Origin of the sequence: Sabulicella glaciei, assembly GCF_026183895.1 — a bacterium.
Classification (GTDB): Bacteria; Pseudomonadota; Alphaproteobacteria; order Acetobacterales; family Acetobacteraceae; genus Roseococcus; species Roseococcus glaciei.
Map to the genome: position 1 here is coordinate 1 of NZ_JAPFQI010000009.1, position 16564 is coordinate 16564.

31 protein-coding genes are annotated in these 16564 nt (G+C 68.3%); 28 read left to right on the plus strand and 3 right to left on the minus strand.

The features are described 5' to 3' along the window. From OF850_RS12355 to rplQ, 28 genes are all read left to right on the plus strand, one after another. The coding region (locus tag OF850_RS12355) for an EF-Tu C-terminal domain-related protein (RefSeq protein WP_301590675.1) at nucleotides 1-117 on the plus strand (117 nt) is incomplete at its 5' end. Between the two features lie 11 nt (nucleotides 118-128). Continuing rightward, complete coding sequence (gene rpsJ / locus OF850_RS12360; protein ID WP_207540231.1) at nucleotides 129-437, plus strand: 30S ribosomal protein S10; 309 nt, start codon at nucleotides 129-131, stop codon at nucleotides 435-437. A 22-nt stretch (nucleotides 438-459) separates the two neighbouring features. Beyond that, the gene (gene rplC / locus OF850_RS12365) at nucleotides 460-1131 is read left to right on the plus strand and encodes a 50S ribosomal protein L3 (protein ID WP_301590676.1); all 672 of its coding nucleotides are present in this window, start codon (nucleotides 460-462) and stop codon (nucleotides 1129-1131) included. Nucleotides 1132-1141: 10 nt separating this feature from the next. Beyond that, on the plus strand, nucleotides 1142-1762 hold the full coding sequence (gene rplD / locus OF850_RS12370) for a 50S ribosomal protein L4 (RefSeq protein ID WP_301590463.1): 621 nt from the start codon (nucleotides 1142-1144) through the stop codon (nucleotides 1760-1762). A 35-nt stretch (nucleotides 1763-1797) separates the two neighbouring features. Then, nucleotides 1798-2094, plus strand: a complete 297-nt coding sequence (locus OF850_RS12375) for a 50S ribosomal protein L23 (RefSeq protein WP_301590677.1) — start codon at nucleotides 1798-1800, stop codon at nucleotides 2092-2094. Between the two features lie 3 nt (nucleotides 2095-2097). Further along, nucleotides 2098-2934 carry a 50S ribosomal protein L2 gene (gene rplB / locus OF850_RS12380; protein ID WP_301590464.1) on the plus strand — a complete coding sequence of 279 codons (837 nt, stop codon included), beginning with the start codon at nucleotides 2098-2100 and terminating at the stop codon, nucleotides 2932-2934. A 5-nt stretch (nucleotides 2935-2939) separates the two neighbouring features. Continuing rightward, the gene (rpsS, locus tag OF850_RS12385; RefSeq protein WP_207540235.1) at nucleotides 2940-3218 is read left to right on the plus strand and encodes a 30S ribosomal protein S19; all 279 of its coding nucleotides are present in this window, start codon (nucleotides 2940-2942) and stop codon (nucleotides 3216-3218) included. A gap of 4 nt (nucleotides 3219-3222) precedes the next feature. Beyond that, nucleotides 3223-3615 carry a 50S ribosomal protein L22 gene (rplV, locus tag OF850_RS12390; RefSeq protein ID WP_301590465.1) on the plus strand — a complete coding sequence of 131 codons (393 nt, stop codon included), beginning with the start codon at nucleotides 3223-3225 and terminating at the stop codon, nucleotides 3613-3615. 1 nt (nucleotide 3616) lies between these two features. Further along, nucleotides 3617-4294, plus strand: a complete 678-nt coding sequence (gene rpsC, locus OF850_RS12395; RefSeq protein ID WP_207540237.1) for a 30S ribosomal protein S3 — start codon at nucleotides 3617-3619, stop codon at nucleotides 4292-4294. An 11-nt stretch (nucleotides 4295-4305) separates the two neighbouring features. After that, nucleotides 4306-4728 carry a 50S ribosomal protein L16 gene (rplP, locus tag OF850_RS12400; protein WP_207540238.1) on the plus strand — a complete coding sequence of 141 codons (423 nt, stop codon included), beginning with the start codon at nucleotides 4306-4308 and terminating at the stop codon, nucleotides 4726-4728. 4 nt (nucleotides 4729-4732) lie between these two features. Further along, the gene (gene rpmC, locus OF850_RS12405; RefSeq protein WP_301590467.1) at nucleotides 4733-4948 is read left to right on the plus strand and encodes a 50S ribosomal protein L29; all 216 of its coding nucleotides are present in this window, start codon (nucleotides 4733-4735) and stop codon (nucleotides 4946-4948) included. A 14-nt stretch (nucleotides 4949-4962) separates the two neighbouring features. After that, entirely contained in the window at nucleotides 4963-5229 is a 267-nt protein-coding gene (gene rpsQ / locus OF850_RS12410; protein ID WP_207540240.1) for a 30S ribosomal protein S17, read from the plus strand. Beyond that, nucleotides 5226-5594 carry a 50S ribosomal protein L14 gene (gene rplN / locus OF850_RS12415; RefSeq protein WP_207540241.1) on the plus strand — a complete coding sequence of 123 codons (369 nt, stop codon included), beginning with the start codon at nucleotides 5226-5228 and terminating at the stop codon, nucleotides 5592-5594. Before rpsQ ends, rplN begins: the two co-directional genes overlap by 4 nt. A 3-nt stretch (nucleotides 5595-5597) precedes the next feature. Then, nucleotides 5598-5918, plus strand: coding sequence for a 50S ribosomal protein L24 (rplX, locus tag OF850_RS12420; RefSeq protein WP_301590468.1), 321 nt, complete (start codon nucleotides 5598-5600; stop codon nucleotides 5916-5918). A gap of 122 nt (nucleotides 5919-6040) precedes the next feature. Continuing rightward, nucleotides 6041-6583: a 50S ribosomal protein L5 gene (gene rplE / locus OF850_RS12425; protein ID WP_301590678.1), complete on the plus strand. Its 543-nt coding sequence runs from the start codon at nucleotides 6041-6043 to the stop codon at nucleotides 6581-6583. A 54-nt stretch (nucleotides 6584-6637) separates the two neighbouring features. Beyond that, a complete protein-coding gene (gene rpsN / locus OF850_RS12430) occupies nucleotides 6638-6943 on the plus strand; it encodes a 30S ribosomal protein S14 (protein WP_301590469.1) in 306 nt (101 codons plus the stop codon). A 12-nt stretch (nucleotides 6944-6955) separates the two neighbouring features. Continuing rightward, nucleotides 6956-7354, plus strand: coding sequence for a 30S ribosomal protein S8 (rpsH, locus tag OF850_RS12435; RefSeq protein ID WP_301590470.1), 399 nt, complete (start codon nucleotides 6956-6958; stop codon nucleotides 7352-7354). A 16-nt stretch (nucleotides 7355-7370) separates the two neighbouring features. Next, nucleotides 7371-7904: a 50S ribosomal protein L6 gene (rplF, locus tag OF850_RS12440; protein WP_301590471.1), complete on the plus strand. Its 534-nt coding sequence runs from the start codon at nucleotides 7371-7373 to the stop codon at nucleotides 7902-7904. Next, nucleotides 7904-8266, plus strand: a complete 363-nt coding sequence (gene rplR / locus OF850_RS12445) for a 50S ribosomal protein L18 (protein ID WP_301590474.1) — start codon at nucleotides 7904-7906, stop codon at nucleotides 8264-8266. The genes rplF and rplR overlap by 1 nt, the downstream gene beginning before the upstream one ends. 15 nt (nucleotides 8267-8281) lie before the next feature. Continuing rightward, entirely contained in the window at nucleotides 8282-8911 is a 630-nt protein-coding gene (gene rpsE / locus OF850_RS12450) for a 30S ribosomal protein S5 (RefSeq protein ID WP_301590476.1), read from the plus strand. Next, entirely contained in the window at nucleotides 8904-9092 is a 189-nt protein-coding gene (gene rpmD, locus OF850_RS12455; protein ID WP_301590477.1) for a 50S ribosomal protein L30, read from the plus strand. The genes rpsE and rpmD overlap by 8 nt, the downstream gene beginning before the upstream one ends. Before the next feature lies 1 nt (nucleotide 9093). Beyond that, nucleotides 9094-9588, plus strand: a complete 495-nt coding sequence (rplO, locus tag OF850_RS12460; RefSeq protein ID WP_301590479.1) for a 50S ribosomal protein L15 — start codon at nucleotides 9094-9096, stop codon at nucleotides 9586-9588. Between the two features lie 105 nt (nucleotides 9589-9693). Continuing rightward, the gene (gene secY / locus OF850_RS12465) at nucleotides 9694-11049 is read left to right on the plus strand and encodes a preprotein translocase subunit SecY (RefSeq protein ID WP_301590481.1); all 1356 of its coding nucleotides are present in this window, start codon (nucleotides 9694-9696) and stop codon (nucleotides 11047-11049) included. 15 nt (nucleotides 11050-11064) lie between these two features. Next, nucleotides 11065-11718 (plus strand): adenylate kinase, encoded by a 654-nt coding sequence (locus OF850_RS12470; RefSeq protein ID WP_301590483.1) that lies wholly within the window; start codon nucleotides 11065-11067, stop codon nucleotides 11716-11718. Nucleotides 11719-11875: 157 nt separating this feature from the next. Continuing rightward, a complete protein-coding gene (rpsM, locus tag OF850_RS12475) occupies nucleotides 11876-12253 on the plus strand; it encodes a 30S ribosomal protein S13 (RefSeq protein WP_301590484.1) in 378 nt (125 codons plus the stop codon). A 1-nt stretch (nucleotide 12254) separates the two neighbouring features. Continuing rightward, nucleotides 12255-12653, plus strand: coding sequence for a 30S ribosomal protein S11 (gene rpsK / locus OF850_RS12480; RefSeq protein WP_207540253.1), 399 nt, complete (start codon nucleotides 12255-12257; stop codon nucleotides 12651-12653). A gap of 20 nt (nucleotides 12654-12673) precedes the next feature. Continuing rightward, complete coding sequence (locus OF850_RS12485; RefSeq protein ID WP_301590486.1) at nucleotides 12674-13690, plus strand: DNA-directed RNA polymerase subunit alpha; 1017 nt, start codon at nucleotides 12674-12676, stop codon at nucleotides 13688-13690. Between the two features lie 78 nt (nucleotides 13691-13768). Continuing rightward, the gene (gene rplQ, locus OF850_RS12490; protein ID WP_301590488.1) at nucleotides 13769-14191 is read left to right on the plus strand and encodes a 50S ribosomal protein L17; all 423 of its coding nucleotides are present in this window, start codon (nucleotides 13769-13771) and stop codon (nucleotides 14189-14191) included. A 73-nt stretch (nucleotides 14192-14264) separates the two neighbouring features. Here rplQ and OF850_RS12495 read toward each other — a convergent pair whose 3' ends face one another. From OF850_RS12495 to OF850_RS12505, 3 genes are all read right to left on the minus strand, one after another. Continuing rightward, complete coding sequence (locus tag OF850_RS12495; RefSeq protein WP_301590490.1) at nucleotides 14265-14675, minus strand: hypothetical protein; 411 nt, start codon at nucleotides 14673-14675, stop codon at nucleotides 14265-14267. Next, nucleotides 14668-15618 carry a Bug family tripartite tricarboxylate transporter substrate binding protein gene (locus OF850_RS12500; RefSeq protein WP_301590492.1) on the minus strand — a complete coding sequence of 317 codons (951 nt, stop codon included), beginning with the start codon at nucleotides 15616-15618 and terminating at the stop codon, nucleotides 14668-14670. The genes OF850_RS12495 and OF850_RS12500 overlap by 8 nt, the downstream gene beginning before the upstream one ends. A gap of 280 nt (nucleotides 15619-15898) precedes the next feature. Continuing rightward, nucleotides 15899-16531: a hypothetical protein gene (locus OF850_RS12505; protein WP_301590494.1), complete on the minus strand. Its 633-nt coding sequence runs from the start codon at nucleotides 16529-16531 to the stop codon at nucleotides 15899-15901. Nucleotides 16532-16564: the final 33 nt, after the last annotated feature.

Consider the following 16564-nt stretch of genomic DNA (forward strand, 5'->3'; position numbering starts at 1 on the left):
GTGTCGATGGACGTCGAGCTGATCGCGCCCATCGCCATGGACGAGGGGCTGCGCTTCGCCATCCGCGAGGGCGGCCGCACCGTCGGCGCCGGCGTCGTCGCCTCCATCGCGAACTGAGGCGCGGAACCATGGACAGCCAGAATATCCGCATTCGCCTCAAGGCGTTCGATCACCGCGTGCTCGATGGCAGCACGCGGGAGATCGTGCAGACCGCGAAGCGGACCGGCGCGCGCGTGCGGGGCCCGATCCCGCTGCCAACCGAGATCGAGCGTTTCACCGTGAACCGCTCGCCGCATGTGGACAAGAAGAGCCGCGAGCAGTTCGAGATCCGGACGCATCGCCGGCTCCTGGATATCGTGGACCCCACGCCGCAGACCGTGGACGCGCTGATGAAGCTCGACCTCGCCTCCGGCGTGGACGTCGAGATCAAGATCTGAGGACCGGACGATGGCCAGCCAGATCCGGACGGGGCTGATCGCGCGCAAGCTCGGCATGTCCCGCCTGTTCAACGAGGACGGGTCTTCCACCCCCGTCACCCTGCTTCACGTGGACTCCGTCCGCGTCGTCGCTGCCCGCACCGAGGAGAAGGACGGCTATGTCGCCCTGCAGCTCGGCTTCGGCAAGGCGAAGGCGAAGAACGTGTCCAAGGCCAATCGCGGCCACTTCGCCAAGGCGGGCGTGGAAGCGCCGGCGAAGCTCGCCGAGTTCCGCGTCTCCACCGACGCGGCGGTCGAGCCGGGCACGGCGCTTTCGGTCGAGCACTTCGTGAAGGGGCAGTGCGTCGACGTGACCGGCACCACGAAGGGCAAGGGGTTCCAGGGCGCCATGAAGCGCTGGAACTTCTCTGGCCTCGAGGCGACGCACGGCGTGTCGATCAGCCATCGCTCGCACGGCTCCACCGGCAACCGCCAGGATCCGGGCAAGACCTTCAAGAACAAGAAGATGGCCGGCCATCTGGGCCAGGAGCGCGTGACCACGCAGAACCTGGTGATCGCCGGCCACGACGCCGAACGCGGCCTGCTGCTCGTCAAGGGCGCAATTCCGGGTGCGACGGGTTCCTTCGTGCTGGTGCGCGACGCCGTGAAGCGCGCTCGCCCGGCCGAGGCGCCTTTCCCCGCGGCGACGGCCTGAGGACACGATCATGCAGGTGAAAATCGTCACCCTCGACAACGCCGCCGCCGGCGAGGCCGAACTGCCGGAGGACATCTTCGGCGCGGCCCCCCGCCCGGACATCATGGCGCGCGTCGTCCATTGGCAGCTCGCGAAGCGCCGTGCCGGGACCCACAAGGCCAAGGGCATGGGCGAGGTTTCGGGCACGACCAAGAAGCCGTACCGCCAGAAGGGCACGGGCTCGGCCCGCCAGGGCTCGCTGCGCGCGCCGCAGTTCCGCACCGGCGGCGTCGTGCATGGCCCGGTCGTCCGCGACCATGGTTACTCGCTGCCGAAAAAGGTCCGCCGCCTCGGCCTGATCTCCGCCCTGTCGCAGAAGGCGCGGGACGGGCAGCTCGTGGTGCTGGACGCCGCTTCCGTCGAGGAGGGGGCCAAGACCTCCGCCATGGCGAAGCGCGTCAAGGCGCTGGGCTGGAAGAAGGCGCTGGTCATCGACGCCGCGGTGGACGCGAACTTCATTCGCGTCTTCCGCAACATCCCGGGGATGGACGCGCTGCCGACGGCAGGCGCGAACGTCTATGACATCCTGAACCACGACGTGCTCGTCCTGACGCGCGCCGGCGTGGAGGCCCTGAAGGAGCGCCTGGCATGAGCGCGACGGTGAGCAAGCCGAAGGCGCCCGCGCCCATCGGCAAGGAGCGCATGTACCAGGTGGTGCTGTCGCCCATCGTGACCGAGAAGGCGACGGCGATGAGCGAGACGGGGCAGTACGCCTTCCGCGTCACGCTCGACGCCACGAAGCCTGAGATCAAGCAGGCGATCGAGGGGCTGTTCGGCGTCTCCGTCACCGCGGTGAACACGCTGGTGATGAAGGGCAAGACCAAGCGCTTCAAGGGCCGTCCTGGCCAGCGCTCGGATTACAAGAAGGCGATGGTGCGCCTGGCCGAGGGCCAGAGCATCGACCTCACGACGGGGCTCGCGTAAGCCATGGCGCTGAAGAACTACAACCCGGTCACGCCAAGCCTGCGCGGCACGGTGCTGATCGACCGCTCGGGCCTTTGGAAGGGCAACCCGGTCAAGGGGCTGACGGAGGGCAAGTCCTCCTCCGGCGGGCGCAACAACCATGGCCGCATCACGGTGCGGTTCCGGGGCGGCGGGCACAAGCAGGCCTATCGCCTCGTGGACTTCAAGCGCCGCGCCAAGTGGAACGTGCCCGGCACGGTGGAGCGCCTGGAATACGACCCGAACCGCACGGCCTTCATCGCGCTGGTGAAGTACGCGGACGGCGAACTGGCCTATATCCTGGCCCCGCAGCGTCTGAAGGCCGGCGACCCGGTCGTTGCCGGCGATCGCGCGGACATCAAGCCGGGCAACGCCATGCCGCTGGGTGCGATCCCGGTCGGCACGGTCATCCACAACATCGAGCTGAAGCCCGGTGCGGGCGGCAAGGTCGCGCGCTCGGCGGGCACCTTCGCGCAGCTGGTTGGCAAGGATGCCGGCCTAGCGCAGATCAAGCTGATGTCCGGCGAGCTGCGGACGGTGCGGGCGGAGTGCATTGCCTCCATCGGCGCCGTGTCCAACCCGGACAACAGCAATCAGCAGCTGGGCAAGGCCGGGCGCTCGCGCTGGCTGGGCCGCAAGCCGCATAACCGTGGCGTGACCATGAACCCGGTCGACCACCCCCATGGCGGTGGCGAGGGCCGGACCTCCGGTGGCCGCCACCCGGTGACCCCCTGGGGCAAGCCGACCAAGGGCGCCAAGACCCGCAACAACAAGCGGACGGATCGCCAGATCGTGCGCCGCCGCAACGCGACGAAGGGCTGAGGGCGATGCCGCGCAGCGTTTGGAAAGGGCCGTTCGTGGACGGCTACCTCCTGAACAAGGCCGAGGCGGCCCGCGCCTCGACCCGCAACGAGGTCATCAGGACCTGGTCGCGCCGTTCCACCATCATGCCGCAGTTCGTCGGCCTGACCTTCGGTGTCTACAACGGGCGGAAGTTCCTGCCCGTGCAGGTGACCGAGAACATGGTCGGCCACAAACTGGGCGAGTTCTCGCCGACGCGCACCTTCGGTGGGCACTCGGCGGACAAGAAGGCGAAGCGAGGCTGATGCGATGAGCAAGCCGAAGCACCCCCGCGGCCTCGCGGATTCCGAAGCGCAGGCCATCGCGCACAACATCCGCGTGAGCCCGCGCAAGCTGAACCTCGTGGCCGGGCTGATCCGCGGCGCGAAGGCCCAGGACGCGATCGCGACCTTGACCTTCAGCAAGCGCCGCATCGCGCAGACCGTGAAGAAGACGCTGGAAAGCGCCATCGCCAACGCGGAGAACAACCACCAGCTGGACGTCGACCGCCTCGTCGTGTCCCGCGCCGAGGTGGGCCGCGCCATCGTGATGAAGCGCTTCCACGCCCGCGGCCGCGGCAAGTCGTCGCGCGTCGAGAAGTGGTTCAGTCACCTGAAGATCGTGGTGGCCGAGCAGGAAGCACCGAAGGCGGAGGCCGCGTAACATGGGTCACAAAGTCAATCCGATCGGGCTTCGTCTCGGCATCAACCGCACCTGGGACAGCCGCTGGTACGCCGACCGCGACTATGCGCGCCTGCTGCACGACGACGTGAAGCTGCGCGACACGCTGAAGGAGCGGCTGAAGTCCGCCGGCGTGGCCAAGGTCGTGATCGAGCGCCCGGCCAAGAAGCCCCGCGTGACGATCCACGCCGCCCGCCCGGGCGTCGTGATCGGCAAGAAGGGCGAGGGCATCGACTCCCTGCGCAAGGACCTGTCGGCCAAGGCCGGCGCGGACGTGTCGCTGAACATCCTCGAGATCCGCAAGCCGGAGCTGGACGCCACGCTGGTGGCCGAGAGCATCGCGCAGCAGCTCGAGCGCCGCGTGGCCTTCCGCCGTGCGATGAAGCGCGCCGTCCAGTCCGCCATGCGCCTCGGCGCCCTCGGCATCCGCATCAACTGCGGCGGCCGCCTGGGCGGCGCGGAGATCGCGCGGCTCGAGTGGTACCGCGAGGGCCGGGTGCCGCTGCACACGCTGCGCGCGGATATCGACTACGGCATCGCGACCGCGAAGACGACCTATGGCACCTGTGGCGTCAAGGTCTGGATCTTCAAGGGCGAGATCATGGCCCATGACCCGATGGCCCAGGACCGCCGCGCCCATGACCAGGCGCCGCAGCGGTAAGGTGACAGACAATGTTGCAGCCTAAGCGAACCAAGTACCGCAAGGCCCACAAGGGCCGGATCAAGGGCGTGGCCAAGGGCGGCTTCTCGCTGACCTTTGGCGGCTTCGGCCTGAAGGCGCTGGAGCCTGAGCGCGTCACGGCGCGGCAGATCGAGGCGGCTCGCCGCGCGATCACCCGTGCCATGAAGCGCCAGGGCCGCGTCTGGATCCGCATCTTCCCGGACGTTCCCGTTTCGACGAAGCCGGCCGAAGTCCGCATGGGCTCGGGCAAGGGCGCGCCGGAGTACTGGGTGGCCCGGGTGAAGCCCGGCCGCATCATGTTCGAGATCGACGGGGTCCCGGTGGACACGGCGCGCGAGGCCCTGGGCCTAGGCGCGGCGAAGCTGCCGATCCGGACGAAGATCGTGACGCGCCTCGGCGCGGCGGAGGCTTGATCCGATGACCAAGATCGCCGATATCCGCGCGAAGTCCGCTGACGAACTCAGCGGACTGCTCATCGACCTTCGCAAGGAGCAGTTCAATCTCCGTTTCCAGCGGGCCACGGGCCAGCTGGAGGCGACCGGACGTATCAAGGCCCTGCGCCGCGACATCGCCCGGGTGAAGACCATCCTGGCCGAGCGCGAGCGCGCGGCCGCCCACACCAGCAAGGCTTGAGGAGACCCCGGCCGATGCCGAAGCGAGTCCTCACGGGCCGGGTTGTCAGCGACAAGATGGACAAGACGGTCACCGTCTTGGTCGAGCGTCGCGTGATGCACCCGCTCTACAAGAAGTTCATCCGGCGCTCGAAGAAGTACGCCGCCCACGACGAGGCCAACCTGTGCAAGGAAGGCGACCTCGTGAGCATCGAGGAGTGCCCGCCCCTGTCCAAGCGCAAGGCCTGGATGGTGGTCGAGCGCAACGGGCAGCCCCTGGCCGCTGAAGGAGCGCAGGCATGATCGGCGTCGAGGCGAACCTGGACGTGGCCGACAACTCCGGCGCGCGCCGCGTCCAGTGCATCAAGGTGCTGGGCGGCTCCAAGCGGAAGACGGCCAGCGTCGGCGACGTGATCGTGGTTTCCGTGAAGGAAGCGATCCCCCGCGGCAAGGTGAAGAAGGGATCGGTGGAGCGCGCGGTGATCGTGCGGACCGCCTACCCGGTGCGCCGGGCCGATGGCTCAGCGATCCGCTTCGATCGCAACGCTGCCGTGCTGATCAACAAGCAGGGCGAGCCGATCGGGACCCGCATCTTCGGGCCGGTGGTGCGCGAACTACGCGCCCGCAAGTTCATGAAGATCATCTCGCTGGCGCCGGAGGTGCTGTAACCCATGGCCGCCAAGATCAAGAAGGGCGACCGCGTGCAGGTGCTGACCGGGCGCGACAAAGGCAAGCGCGGCGAGGTGCTGCGCGTGCTCCCGACCGAGAACCGTGCCTTCGTCCAGGGCGTGAACCTGGTGAAGAAGCACACGAAGCAGACGCGCGTGGGCGAGACGGGCGGTATCGTCTCCAAGGAGGCGGGCATCAACCTGTCGAACCTCGCGCTGATCGACCCCAAGACGGACAAGCCGACCCGCGTGGGCTTCCGCGTCCTCGAGGACGGGAAGAAGGTGCGCGTGGCCAAGGCTTCTGGTGAGGTGCTCGACCGATGAGCGGCACGAAGAAGGGCAACGCCCCCGCGGCGAAGAAGGGCGACGCGCCCGCCGAGAGCAGCGGGCGTCGCGTCGATGCGATCCCGGCCGCTTCCGGCCCGGCGGCGGCGACGCCGTCCGAGATGGCGCGGCTGCAGAGGCACTATCAGGAGGTCGTGAAGGCCGCGCTCCAGCAGGAGTTCGGCTACGACAACCCGATGCAAGTGCCGAAGCTCGAGAAGATCGTCCTGAACATGGGCGTCGGCGAGGCGGCGGGCGACCAGAAGAAGCTGGACGCGGCCGTGGCCGACATGACGCTCATCTCCGGCCAGAAGCCGGTGCGGACGCGCGCCAAGAAGGCCATCGCGGGCTTCAAGATCCGTGAGGGCCAGGCGATCGGCTGCAAGGTCACGCTTCGCAAGGCGCGCATGTACGAGTTCCTGGACCGCCTGGTCACGATCGCGCTGCCGCGCGTCCGCGACTTCCGCGGCATCCCGGGCAATCGCGGCTTCGACGGGCGCGGGAACTACTCCCTCGGCCTGAAGGAGCAGATCGTCTTCCCCGAGATCAACTACGACAAGGTTGATCAGGTTCGGGGCATGGACATCGTGTTCGTCACGACCGCGAAGACGGACAAGGAAGCCAAGGCCCTCCTCAAGGGCTTCGACCTTCCCTTCGTCAATTGATTCATCGGAAAACCGTGGGCCCGAGGCCCGCAGGTTCCAGGAGACCCTGACGTAATGGCCAAGACCTCTTCCGTCGAGAAGAACGAGTTCCGCAAGAAGCTCGCCGCGCAGCACGCTGCGAAGCGCGCCGCGCTGAAGGCTGTGGTGATGGACCGCGAGGCGCCGATCGAGGATCGCTTCGAGGCGACGCTGAAGCTTGCGGAGATGCCGCGCAACGGCGCGCGGGTCCGCGTGCGGCTGCGCTGCGAGCTGACGGGCCGCCCGCGCGGCAACTACCGGAAGTTCAAGCTGAGCCGCAACATGCTGCGGGACCTGGCCAACAAGGGCCAGCTCCCCGGCGTGGTGAAGGCGAGCTGGTAAGGAGCCCCCGGCATGTCCATGTCCGATCCGCTGGGCGACCTGCTCACCCGCATCCGCAACGCCCATGGCGCGCGGCAGACCAAGTGCCTGGCCCCCGCCAGCCGTCTCAAGACGGACGTGCTGGAGGTGCTGAAGCGCGAGGGCTACATCCGCGCCTGGCGCGTGGCTGAGCTCCGTCCCGGCGTCAGCCAGATCGAGATCGAGCTGAAGTATTCTGAGGGCGAGCCCGCCATCAAGGAAATCAGCCGCGTCTCCAAGCCCGGCCGTCGCGTGTACAGCAAGATCAAGGAGCTGCCGAAGTTCTACAACGGCCTCGGCATCCAGATCCTGTCCACGCCGCGCGGCGTCATGAGCGATGCAGAAGCACGCGCTGCCAATGTTGGCGGCGAAGTGCTCTGCCGCGTGTTCTGAGCCAGGAGGGAATACGATGTCCCGAGTTGGCAAGTATCCTGTGCCGGTTCCGGCGGGCGTCTCGCTCGCGCTGAACGGCCGCACCCTCACCGCCAAGGGCAAGCTGGGCGAGCTTTCGCTCGACCTCACCGACGCGGTCGACGTCGAGATCCGCGAAAAGGAAGTGGCGGTCAGCCCGCGCGGCGAGGACCGGCGCTCCCGCACGCTGTGGGGCACCACGCGCTCCCTGGTGCAGAGCATGGTGCATGGCGTTTCCACGGGCTTCTCGAAGTCCATGGAGATCACCGGCACCGGCTATCGCGCGGCGATGCAGGGCAACGACCTGGTGTTGAACCTCGGCTACAGCCACGAGATCCGGTACCCGGCCCCGGCCGGGATCAAGATCACGACCGAGCGTCCCACCGCCATCAAGGTGGAGGGGATGGACAAGCAGAAGGTCGGCCAGGTGGCAGCTGAGATCCGTTCCTATCGCGGTCCCGAGCCCTACAAGGGCAAGGGCGTGAGGTACGACAACGAGGTGATCCTCCGGAAGGAGGGGAAGAAGAAGTAATGGCCGACAAGCTCGCCATGATGGAGCGCCGCCGCCAGCGGCTGCGCTACCAGATCAAGCAGAAGGGCGCCGGGCGCCCCCGCCTGTCCGTGTTCCGGTCAGGCCGGCACATCTATGCCCAGGTGATCGACGACGCGGCAGGCCGCACCGTCGCCTCCGCCTCGTCGCTCGAGAAGGACATGCGTTCCTCGCTCAAGACCGGCGCCGACAAGTCGGCGGCGGAGGCGGTGGGGAAGCTGGTCGCCGAGCGCGCGGTGGCCGCAGGCGTGACCGCCGTGGTCTTCGACCGTGGGCCCTTCCTGTACCATGGCCGCGTCAAGGCGCTGGCCGATGCCGCCCGCGAGGGCGGGCTGAACTTCTGACGCGAGGGCAACGACATGGCACGTGAACCGCGCGGCGGCGGCGACAACAACGAGAACCGGGGGCGCGGCCGCGGTCGCGACCGCGACCAGAACCGCAATCAGCCCGAGCGGGATCAGGGCGACGAGCTGCAGGACAAGCTCGTCACCATCAACCGCGTCGCCAAGGTGGTGAAGGGCGGCCGTCGCTTCTCCTTCGCCGCCTTGGTGGTGGTGGGCGACCAGAAGGGCCGCGTCGGCTGGGGTTCCGGCAAGGCGCGTGAGGTGCCGGAGGCGATCCGCAAGGCGACGGAGCGTGCCAAGAAGGGCATGATCCGCGTGCCGATGCGCGAGGGACGCACCCTGCACCACGACGTGATCGGCGAGTTCGGCGCCGGCCGCGTGATCCTGCGCGCGGCTCCGGCCGGCACGGGCATCATCGCGGGTGGTCCGATGCGCGCCGTCTTCGAGACGCTGGGCATGGGCGACGTGGTGGCGAAGTGCACCGGATCGACCAATCCCCACAACATGGTGAAGGCGACCTTCGCGGCGCTGGGGCGCGCGGCGAGCCCGCGCGCGGTGGCGAACCGCCGCGGCAAGAAGGTCGCGGACCTGCTCGGCCCCCGCAAGGATGGCGCGGAGCCGGCCCAGGAGGCGGCGAATGTCTGACGCGAAGAAGACCGTGAAGGTCACGCAGGTGTCCAGCGGGAACGGGCGCAAGCCCGGCCAGCAGGACACGCTGAAGGGCCTTGGCCTGAACAAGATCGGCCGCACGCGCGAGCTGGAGGACACCCCCTCCGTGCGCGGCATGATCCGCAAGGTGCAGCACCTGGTGAAGGTGGACGACTGAGATGAAGCTCAACGAACTGCGCGACAACGAGGGCGCGCGGCCCAAGTTCAAGCGCGTCGGGCGCGGCATCGGGTCCGGCAAGGGCAAGACCGCGGGCCGAGGCGTGAAGGGCCAGAAGGCGCGCACCGGCGTGTCGCTGAACGGGTTCGAGGGCGGTCAGCTCCCGATCTACCGGCGTCTGCCGAAGCGCGGCTTCAAGAACATCTTCCGCGTCCAGTACGCGCCGCTGAACGTCGGCGCGCTGCAGGAGGCGATCGAGGCCGGGCGCATCAGCGCCGAGGGCGAGATCACCGAGGCGGCGCTGCGCGAGGCGGGCGTGGTCCGCAGCGGGCCGAAGTATGCCGGCGTCCGGCTGCTGGGCCGCGGCGAGATCAAGAACGCGGTCCGCATCACCGTCTCCGGCGCATCGGCCACGGCCAAGGCGGCGATCGAGGCGGCGGGTGGCACCCTGACCCTGCCGGAAGCGGCGGCCGGGACCGAGGCGGCGTCCGAGTGACGCCGGGGGCGTGCCGCCACGGCGCGCCATGCTAACATGGCGACGGCGCGGGCCGGGGTGGACCCCTGGCCGGCGCCGTTCGCGTGAGACGGGATAGGGACGCGCATGGCTTCGGCCACCGAACAACTCGCGGGCAGCATGAACCTCGGCGTTCTCGCCAAGGCCACCGAGCTCAAGAAGCGCATCTGGTTCACCCTGGGGGCGCTGATCGTCTACCGCATCGGGACCTACGTGCCGGTGCCGGGCGTCGATGCGCAGGTGATGGGCGAGATGCTGCGCCAGCACGGCGGCGGCATCCTGGGCATGTTCGACATGTTCACGGGCGGCGCGCTTGGGCGCATGACCGTCTTCGCGCTGAACATCATGCCCTACATCTCGGCCTCGATCATCACCCAGCTGATGACCGCCGCCATCCCATCCTGGGAGGCTCTCAAGAAGGAGGGCGAGTCCGGGCGCAAGAAGCTGAACCAGTACACGCGCTACCTCACCCTCGTCATCGCCATCGTGCAGGCCTGGGGCATCGCCGTGGGGCTGGAGGGGATCCGGGGCAGCACCGGGGCGGCCGTCGCCGACCCGGGCATGTTCTTCCGCGTCTCGGCCGTCATCACCCTGGTGGGCGGCACCATGTTCCTGATGTGGCTGGGCGAGCAGATCACCGCGCGCGGCGTGGGCAACGGCATCTCGCTGGTCATATTCGCGGGCATCGTGGCGAACCTGCCCTCGGCGCTGGTCTCCACGCTGGAACTGGGCCGCACCGGCGCGCTCTCGACCTTCTTCATCATCTTCTTCCTGCTCGCAGCGCTGTCCGTGATCGCCTTCGTGGTGTTCATGGAGCGCTCGCAGCGGCGCATCCCGGTGCAGTACCCGAAGCGACAGGTGGGCAACCGCATGTTCGGCGGCGAGGCGACGCACCTGCCGCTGAAGCTGAACACGGCGGGCGTGATCCCGCCTATCTTCGCCTCGTCCCTGCTGCTGCTGCCGGCAACGGTCGCGGGCTTCTCCACGGACCAGAGCGCCGATAGCTGGCTGACCACGGTCGCCAACCTTCTGGCGCATGGGCAGCCGCTCTACATGGGGCTTTATCTGGCGCTGATCGCCTTCTTCGCCTTCTTCTACACGGCCGTGGTGTTCAACCCGGCGGAGACGGCGGACAATCTGAAGAAGTACGGCGGCTTCGTGCCGGGCATCCGGCCGGGCCAGCAGACGGCGGATTACCTCGACCGGGTGCTGACGCGCCTCACCGTGGTCGGCGCGGCCTATCTCTGCATCGTCTGCATCATTCCCGAGCTGCTGATCAGCAATTACGGCGTGCCCTTCTATTTCGGCGGCACGTCGCTCCTCATCATCGTGACGGTGACGATGGACACGGTGGCGCAGATCCAGTCCCATCTCTTCGCCCATCAGTATGAGGGGCTGATCAAGAAGGCCCGCCTCGGCGGGCGTGGGCCGCGGCCGCGGTAAGACGGGGGCAGACCGATGAACCTCATCCTTCTGGGGCCGCCGGGGGCTGGCAAGGGCACCCAGGCGAAGCGCCTCGAGGAGCGCTTCGGGATCGTGCAGATCTCGACGGGCGACATGCTGCGGGCCGAGGTGAAGTCCGGCTCGGCGATCGGGCAGGAAGCCAAGGCGATCATGGAGAGCGGGGCGCTGGTCCCGGACTCCATGATCACGGCCATGCTCGCCGCCCGGGTGAAGCAGCCCGACGCCGCCAAGGGGTTCATCCTGGACGGGTTTCCACGCACCGTGCCGCAGGCCGAGGCGCTGGACGGGATGCTGAAGGAGAAGGGCCTCGGTCTCGACCACGTGATCGAACTGAAGGTGGACGATGCGGCCCTGGTGCGGCGCATCTCCGGCCGCTTCACCTGCGCCAAGTGCGGCGAGGGGTATCACGACGAATTCAAGCGCCCCCGGCAGGAAGGGGTTTGCGAGGTGTGCGGCTCGACCGAGTTCAGCCGCCGCGCCGACGACAAGGCGGAGACGGTGGGGGCGCGGCTCGAGGCCTATCACCGCCAGACCGCGCCGCTGCTGCCGTACTATGCGGCGCAGGGAAAGCTTCGGCAGGTGGATGGCATGGCCGACATGTCCGTAGTGACGGAGGAATTGAACCGTCTCCTCGCGAACGCGGCTTGACGGAAACGACCTCACGGCGTAAGACCCCGCCTCTCGCGGGCGGGGCGTGCCGGGTGTGGCTGCCTTCGGCCGCGTTCGGCTTTTGGATCATAGAGGATAGGACCGGCTGTTCCGGTCCGTACGTGTGTGGGCCGAGAGGCCCCAGAGGAGCTGAGACGTGGCGCGCATCGCTGGCGTGAACATTCCCCCCAACAAGCGCGTCGAAATCTCGCTGCGCTACATCTACGGCATCGGTCCGGTGAACGCGAAGCAGATCTGCGACACGGTCGGGATCCCGGTCGAGCGTCGCGTGAACCAGCTCACCGACGACGAGATCATGAAGCTGCGCGAGATCATCGACCGCGACTTCCGCGTCGAGGGTGACCTGCGCCGCGAGACGGCGATGAACATCAAGCGCCTGATGGACATGGCCTGCTATCGCGGCCTCCGTCATCGCCGTGGCCTGCCGGTCCGTGGCCAGCGCACCCACACCAATGCCCGCACGCGCAAGGGCAAGGCCGTGCCCGTGGCCGGCAAGAAGAAGGTGACCAAGTAACATGGCCCGCTCTCCCGCCGCCGGTTCCCGCCCAAAGAAGAAGGAGCGGAAGAACATCTCCTCCGGCGTGGCGCATGTTCTCGCCACCTTCAACAACACCATCGTGACCATCACGGACGCCCAGGGCAACGCGATTGCCTGGTCCTCCTCGGGCACGAAGGGGTTCAAGGGTTCGCGCAAGTCCACCCCCTATGCCGCGCAGGTCGCGGCCGAGGATGCGGGGTTGAAGGCGCGTGACCACGGCATGGAGACGCTCGAGGTCGAGGTGTCGGGCCCGGGTTCGGGCCGTGAGTCGGCGCTGCGCGCGCTGCAGTCCGTGGGCTTCCACGTGACCGCGATCCGCGACGTGACGCCCATCCCGCACAATGGCTGCCGCCCCCGCAAGCGCCGCCGCGTCTGACCGGGGCCAGGAGAAGCACCTTGCTCGAACGGAACTGGGAAACCCTGATCAAGCCGGAGAAGCCGCGCGTTGACTCCGTCAGCGCCGACGGCCGCGGGGCTGAGCTTGTGGTGGAGCCGCTGGAGCGTGGCTTCGGCATGACGCTCGGCAACGCGCTGCGTCGCGTGCTGCTGTCCTCGCTGCAGGGCGCGGCGGTGACGGGCGTCCGCATTGACGGCGTGCTGCACGAATTCAGCAGCCTGGTCGGCGCGCGCGAGGATGTGACGGACATCATCCTCAACCTCAAGCAGCTGGCAATCCGCTACGAGGGCGAGGGCGCCAAGCGCCTGATGCTGACGGCCACCGGCCCTGGCGAAGTGCGTGCCGCCGACATCCAGGTGACTGGCGACATCGAGATCAGCAACCCCGAGCTGCTGATCTGCACGCTGGACGAAGGCGCGAACCTCAACATGGAGCTGACGGTCGAGACTGGCCGCGGCTATGTGCCCGCCTCGCAGAACCGCAAGGAAGACAGCCCGATCGGCCTGATCCCGATCGACGCCATCTTCTCGCCGGTGCGCAAGGTCGCCTATCGCGTCGAGCCGACGCGCGTGGGCCAGCAGACCGACTTCGACAAGCTCGTCATGTCGGTCGAGACCAACGGCACGGTGCCGCCGGAGGACGCGGTGGCGCTGGCCGCCCGCATCCTGACGCATCACCTCGGCATCTTCATCACCTTCGAGGAGCCGCGCGAGCAGCGCCGCGACGAGGTGCAGGACGACCTGCCCTTCAACCGCAACCTGCTTCGCAAGGTGGACGAGCTCGAGCTGTCGGTCCGTTCGGCGAATTGCCTGAAGAACGACAACATCGTCTACATCGGCGACCTGGTGCAGAAGAGCGAGCAGGAGATGCTCCGCACGCCGAACTTCGGCCGCAAGTCGCTGAACGAGATCAAGGAGGTCCTCGCCTCCATGGGGCTCAGCCTCGGCATGCCCGTGTCGGGCTGGCCCCCGGAGAACATCGAGGATCTCGCGAAGAAGGTCGAGGAGCCGTTCTGAGCGGCATCCCACGGCGGGGAGGAGGCTTCCCGCCGCCACTGCACGGATAGGCGGGCCGCGCGCCCGGGAGTTTGAAAGATGCGTCACGGAATGGCCGGCCGGAAGCTCGGCGTCACCTCGGCCCACAGGGTCTCGATGCTCCGCAACATGGCGACGAGCCTGTTGAAGCATGAGCAGATCACGACGACCCTGCCCAAGGCGAAGGAGCTGCGTCCCTATGTCGAGCGCATCATCACGCTCGGCAAGCGCGGCGGGCTGCATGCGCGGCGCCAGGCCTATGCGCAGATCCGTGACGAGAAGGTGGTGGACAAGCTGTTCTCCACCATCGCCGAGCGCTACCAGGCGCGCAGCGGTGGCTACACCCGCGTGCTGAAGGCCGGCTTCCGCTACGGCGACATGGCCTCCATGGCCGTGATCGAACTGATGGACCGCGACCCGGCCGCCAAGGGCCAGGATAGCGGCCCGAAGCCCGAGGCGGCCGAGGAGCAGGAGGCGGTCTGAACCCGCGAGGGTCGGGCCACCGAAAGGGGCGGCGGGGAAACCCGGCCGCCCTTTTTCTTTGTGCGGCCGCTCCTCACAGAAAGCGCATCTGGTCCGGAATCTGTGGGTTGAAGCGGCGCAACGGCTCGCGCAGCCCGCCGGGCCAGGGGGCGTAGCGTGGCGGGATGAAGAGGGAAGGGCGGTTCCCTTCCCACAGCATCACCGCGATCTGCTCGCTGATCGGCGAATAGGCCAGGAAGACATGAGCAGGGCCGTGGGCATGGCCGGAAAGCCAGCCCTCCTCCCAGGCGATGCCGGGGCCCTCGCCGCGCAGCGCGTCGCTGATGACGCGCTGCCGCCCGCCAGTCACCGGGCGCAGCCGCGGCGTCACCGCGGGATGCACGGCCAGAGCCAGGACGGGCTGGCCGGGCAGGCCGGCGAACTCCTCCGGCAGTTCCGCGGAAATCGGTGCCGCGGCGAGGAGGAGGAGGTCGCGTCTAGTCAATGCGGATATTCGCCTCGCGCACCAGCGTCGCCATGGCGGTGCGGCCCTCCGCCACGAAGCGCGCGAAGGTGGCGGGATCGCTGCCGACCGGCACAGCGGCCAGTTGCGCGAGGCGGCGCTGCACGTCGGCCTCGGCCAATGTCGCGGCCAGGGCACCGTGGATCTGCGTCACAAGGGCAGGCGGCGTGCCGGCAGGGGCGAAGAGGGCGCACCACTCGCTGAGTTCGATGCCTGGCGTGCCCGCCTCGGCGAAGGTGTGCACATCGGGGCGCAGGGAAACGCGCTGCGGCGCGGAGACGGCCAGGAAACGCGCGCGGCCGCTATCCACGATCGGCCCGGCGGAAAGCATGGTGATGAAGGCGCCGTCGAGCGTCCCGGCTGCGAGGTCACGAGCCGCGTCGGCACCGCCCCTGTAGGGGACATGCGTCAGCTCGATCCCGGCAGCGCGGGCGAATTGCACGAGTCCGAGATGCCCAGCCGTGGCGTTGCCCTGGGTGCCGATATTCATCGTCTGGCGCCGGGCGAGGGCGATGAACTCGCGCAGGTCGCGGGCCGGGAGGTCGTTCTTCACCGCCAGCACCTGCGGGAAGGTGACGGCCAGCGAGATGGGCGCGAACGCCGTAGCGTATTCGAAGGCGAGGCCGCGCAGCAGGGCGGGGTTCACCAGGTGCGAAGAGGCATCCATCAGCAGCGTGTGCCCGTCCGGTGCGGCGCGCGCCACCTCGTTGCCGCCCAGCGAGCCGCCGGCGCCCGTGCGATTCTCCACCACGATGGTGGCGCCGAGGCGCTGTGACAGACCGGGCGTGAGGGCGCGCGTGGCGCTGTCGGCCGCCCCGCCGGCCGCAAAGGGCACGATGACGCGGATGGGACGGCTGCCGAAGCTCTGCGCCGACGCGGTGGCCGGCAGAAGAGCGGGGAGGGCGAGAAGGGTGCGGCGCTTCATGCGATTCTCTTTCTCCGGCATGGCCGGCCCGTCAAGACGGACTGGTGGTGCGCGTCTGCCCAGAATGGGAGAAACCCGTCCGGCACATTGCCGTTGTTCCAAGGTCATCACAGGAAGGTGGGACCATGAACAACATTGTTTACATCGTTGGCGCCATCGTCATCGTCATCGCGATCCTGAGTTTCCTCGGCCTGCGCTGAAGCGCCGGACGTGAAGCGGGGGCGGCCGGTGGATCCGGCCGCCCCCTTTTTGTATCCGGCCGAGAAGCGCTGGAGAACGCTCAGGCCGCGCGGCGCCGTCGCAGGAGGGCGACGCCCAGCACGCCTGCACCCAGCAGCGAAAGCCCCGCCGGGACCGGAACCGGTACCGGGATCGTGGCAGACCCGCCCGAGAAGGCGAAGCTGCCGACGAGGTTCAGCCCGTCCGTTTGACCGGAGAAGGTGAAGGTCCCGGGTGTGTCGTCGAACCCGGCCGCGCGCAGCACCCCCACGCCGTTGATGAGCAGGTAGTCCGTCGGCTGCGCCTGAGGCGAGGCAGCAGGGATCGTGTACTGGGTCACCGCGACGTCCTGCAGGTCGAACGACAAGCCGCCGACCGTGAAGAAGTCGGTGATCGGTCCCGAGAACCCCGCGAAGACGAAGTCCTGAATCGTCCCGATGTCGCCGGCCGTGACGGGCAGGTTGGATCCGGTATCCACGTTGTTGACCAGGAAGGCCCCGGTCCCGCCGCCCGCTCCGGCATCGGTGACGCAGGGGCCCGACACGGAAGCGCAGAAATCGACCGCCACCGCGTCCGCGAGACGAACGGTGTTACCACCGGCATCCTCGCCCTGGAACAAACCCGTGAAATCGATGGAGCCGCTCAGAGGCACTGCCTGTGCGGCTATGGGGGCCAGCAGCACCCCCAGCCCCAAGGCCATTCCTTGGATGATTTTTGATTTTGCCAT

Coding starts and splice junctions, on each gene's coding strand:
- rpsJ (WP_207540231.1), top strand. CDS start 129: ATGGACAGCCAGAATATCCGCATTCGCCTCAAGGCGTTCGATCACCGC.
- rplD (WP_301590463.1), top strand. CDS start 1,142: ATGCAGGTGAAAATCGTCACCCTCGACAACGCCGCCGCCGGCGAGGCC.
- rplB (WP_301590464.1), top strand. CDS start 2,098: ATGGCGCTGAAGAACTACAACCCGGTCACGCCAAGCCTGCGCGGCACG.
- rpsS (WP_207540235.1), top strand. CDS start 2,940: ATGCCGCGCAGCGTTTGGAAAGGGCCGTTCGTGGACGGCTACCTCCTG.
- rplV (WP_301590465.1), top strand. CDS start 3,223: ATGAGCAAGCCGAAGCACCCCCGCGGCCTCGCGGATTCCGAAGCGCAG.
- rpsC (WP_207540237.1), top strand. CDS start 3,617: ATGGGTCACAAAGTCAATCCGATCGGGCTTCGTCTCGGCATCAACCGC.
- rplP (WP_207540238.1), top strand. CDS start 4,306: ATGTTGCAGCCTAAGCGAACCAAGTACCGCAAGGCCCACAAGGGCCGG.
- rpmC (WP_301590467.1), top strand. CDS start 4,733: ATGACCAAGATCGCCGATATCCGCGCGAAGTCCGCTGACGAACTCAGC.
- rpsQ (WP_207540240.1), top strand. CDS start 4,963: ATGCCGAAGCGAGTCCTCACGGGCCGGGTTGTCAGCGACAAGATGGAC.
- rplN (WP_207540241.1), top strand. CDS start 5,226: ATGATCGGCGTCGAGGCGAACCTGGACGTGGCCGACAACTCCGGCGCG.
- rplX (WP_301590468.1), top strand. CDS start 5,598: ATGGCCGCCAAGATCAAGAAGGGCGACCGCGTGCAGGTGCTGACCGGG.
- rplE (WP_301590678.1), top strand. CDS start 6,041: ATGGCGCGGCTGCAGAGGCACTATCAGGAGGTCGTGAAGGCCGCGCTC.
- rpsN (WP_301590469.1), top strand. CDS start 6,638: ATGGCCAAGACCTCTTCCGTCGAGAAGAACGAGTTCCGCAAGAAGCTC.
- rpsH (WP_301590470.1), top strand. CDS start 6,956: ATGTCCATGTCCGATCCGCTGGGCGACCTGCTCACCCGCATCCGCAAC.
- rplF (WP_301590471.1), top strand. CDS start 7,371: ATGTCCCGAGTTGGCAAGTATCCTGTGCCGGTTCCGGCGGGCGTCTCG.
- rplR (WP_301590474.1), top strand. CDS start 7,904: ATGGCCGACAAGCTCGCCATGATGGAGCGCCGCCGCCAGCGGCTGCGC.
- rpsE (WP_301590476.1), top strand. CDS start 8,282: ATGGCACGTGAACCGCGCGGCGGCGGCGACAACAACGAGAACCGGGGG.
- rpmD (WP_301590477.1), top strand. CDS start 8,904: ATGTCTGACGCGAAGAAGACCGTGAAGGTCACGCAGGTGTCCAGCGGG.
- rplO (WP_301590479.1), top strand. CDS start 9,094: ATGAAGCTCAACGAACTGCGCGACAACGAGGGCGCGCGGCCCAAGTTC.
- secY (WP_301590481.1), top strand. CDS start 9,694: ATGGCTTCGGCCACCGAACAACTCGCGGGCAGCATGAACCTCGGCGTT.
- OF850_RS12470 (WP_301590483.1), top strand. CDS start 11,065: ATGAACCTCATCCTTCTGGGGCCGCCGGGGGCTGGCAAGGGCACCCAG.
- rpsK (WP_207540253.1), top strand. CDS start 12,255: ATGGCCCGCTCTCCCGCCGCCGGTTCCCGCCCAAAGAAGAAGGAGCGG.
- rplQ (WP_301590488.1), top strand. CDS start 13,769: ATGCGTCACGGAATGGCCGGCCGGAAGCTCGGCGTCACCTCGGCCCAC.
- OF850_RS12500 (WP_301590492.1), bottom strand. CDS start 15,618: ATGAAGCGCCGCACCCTTCTCGCCCTCCCCGCTCTTCTGCCGGCCACC.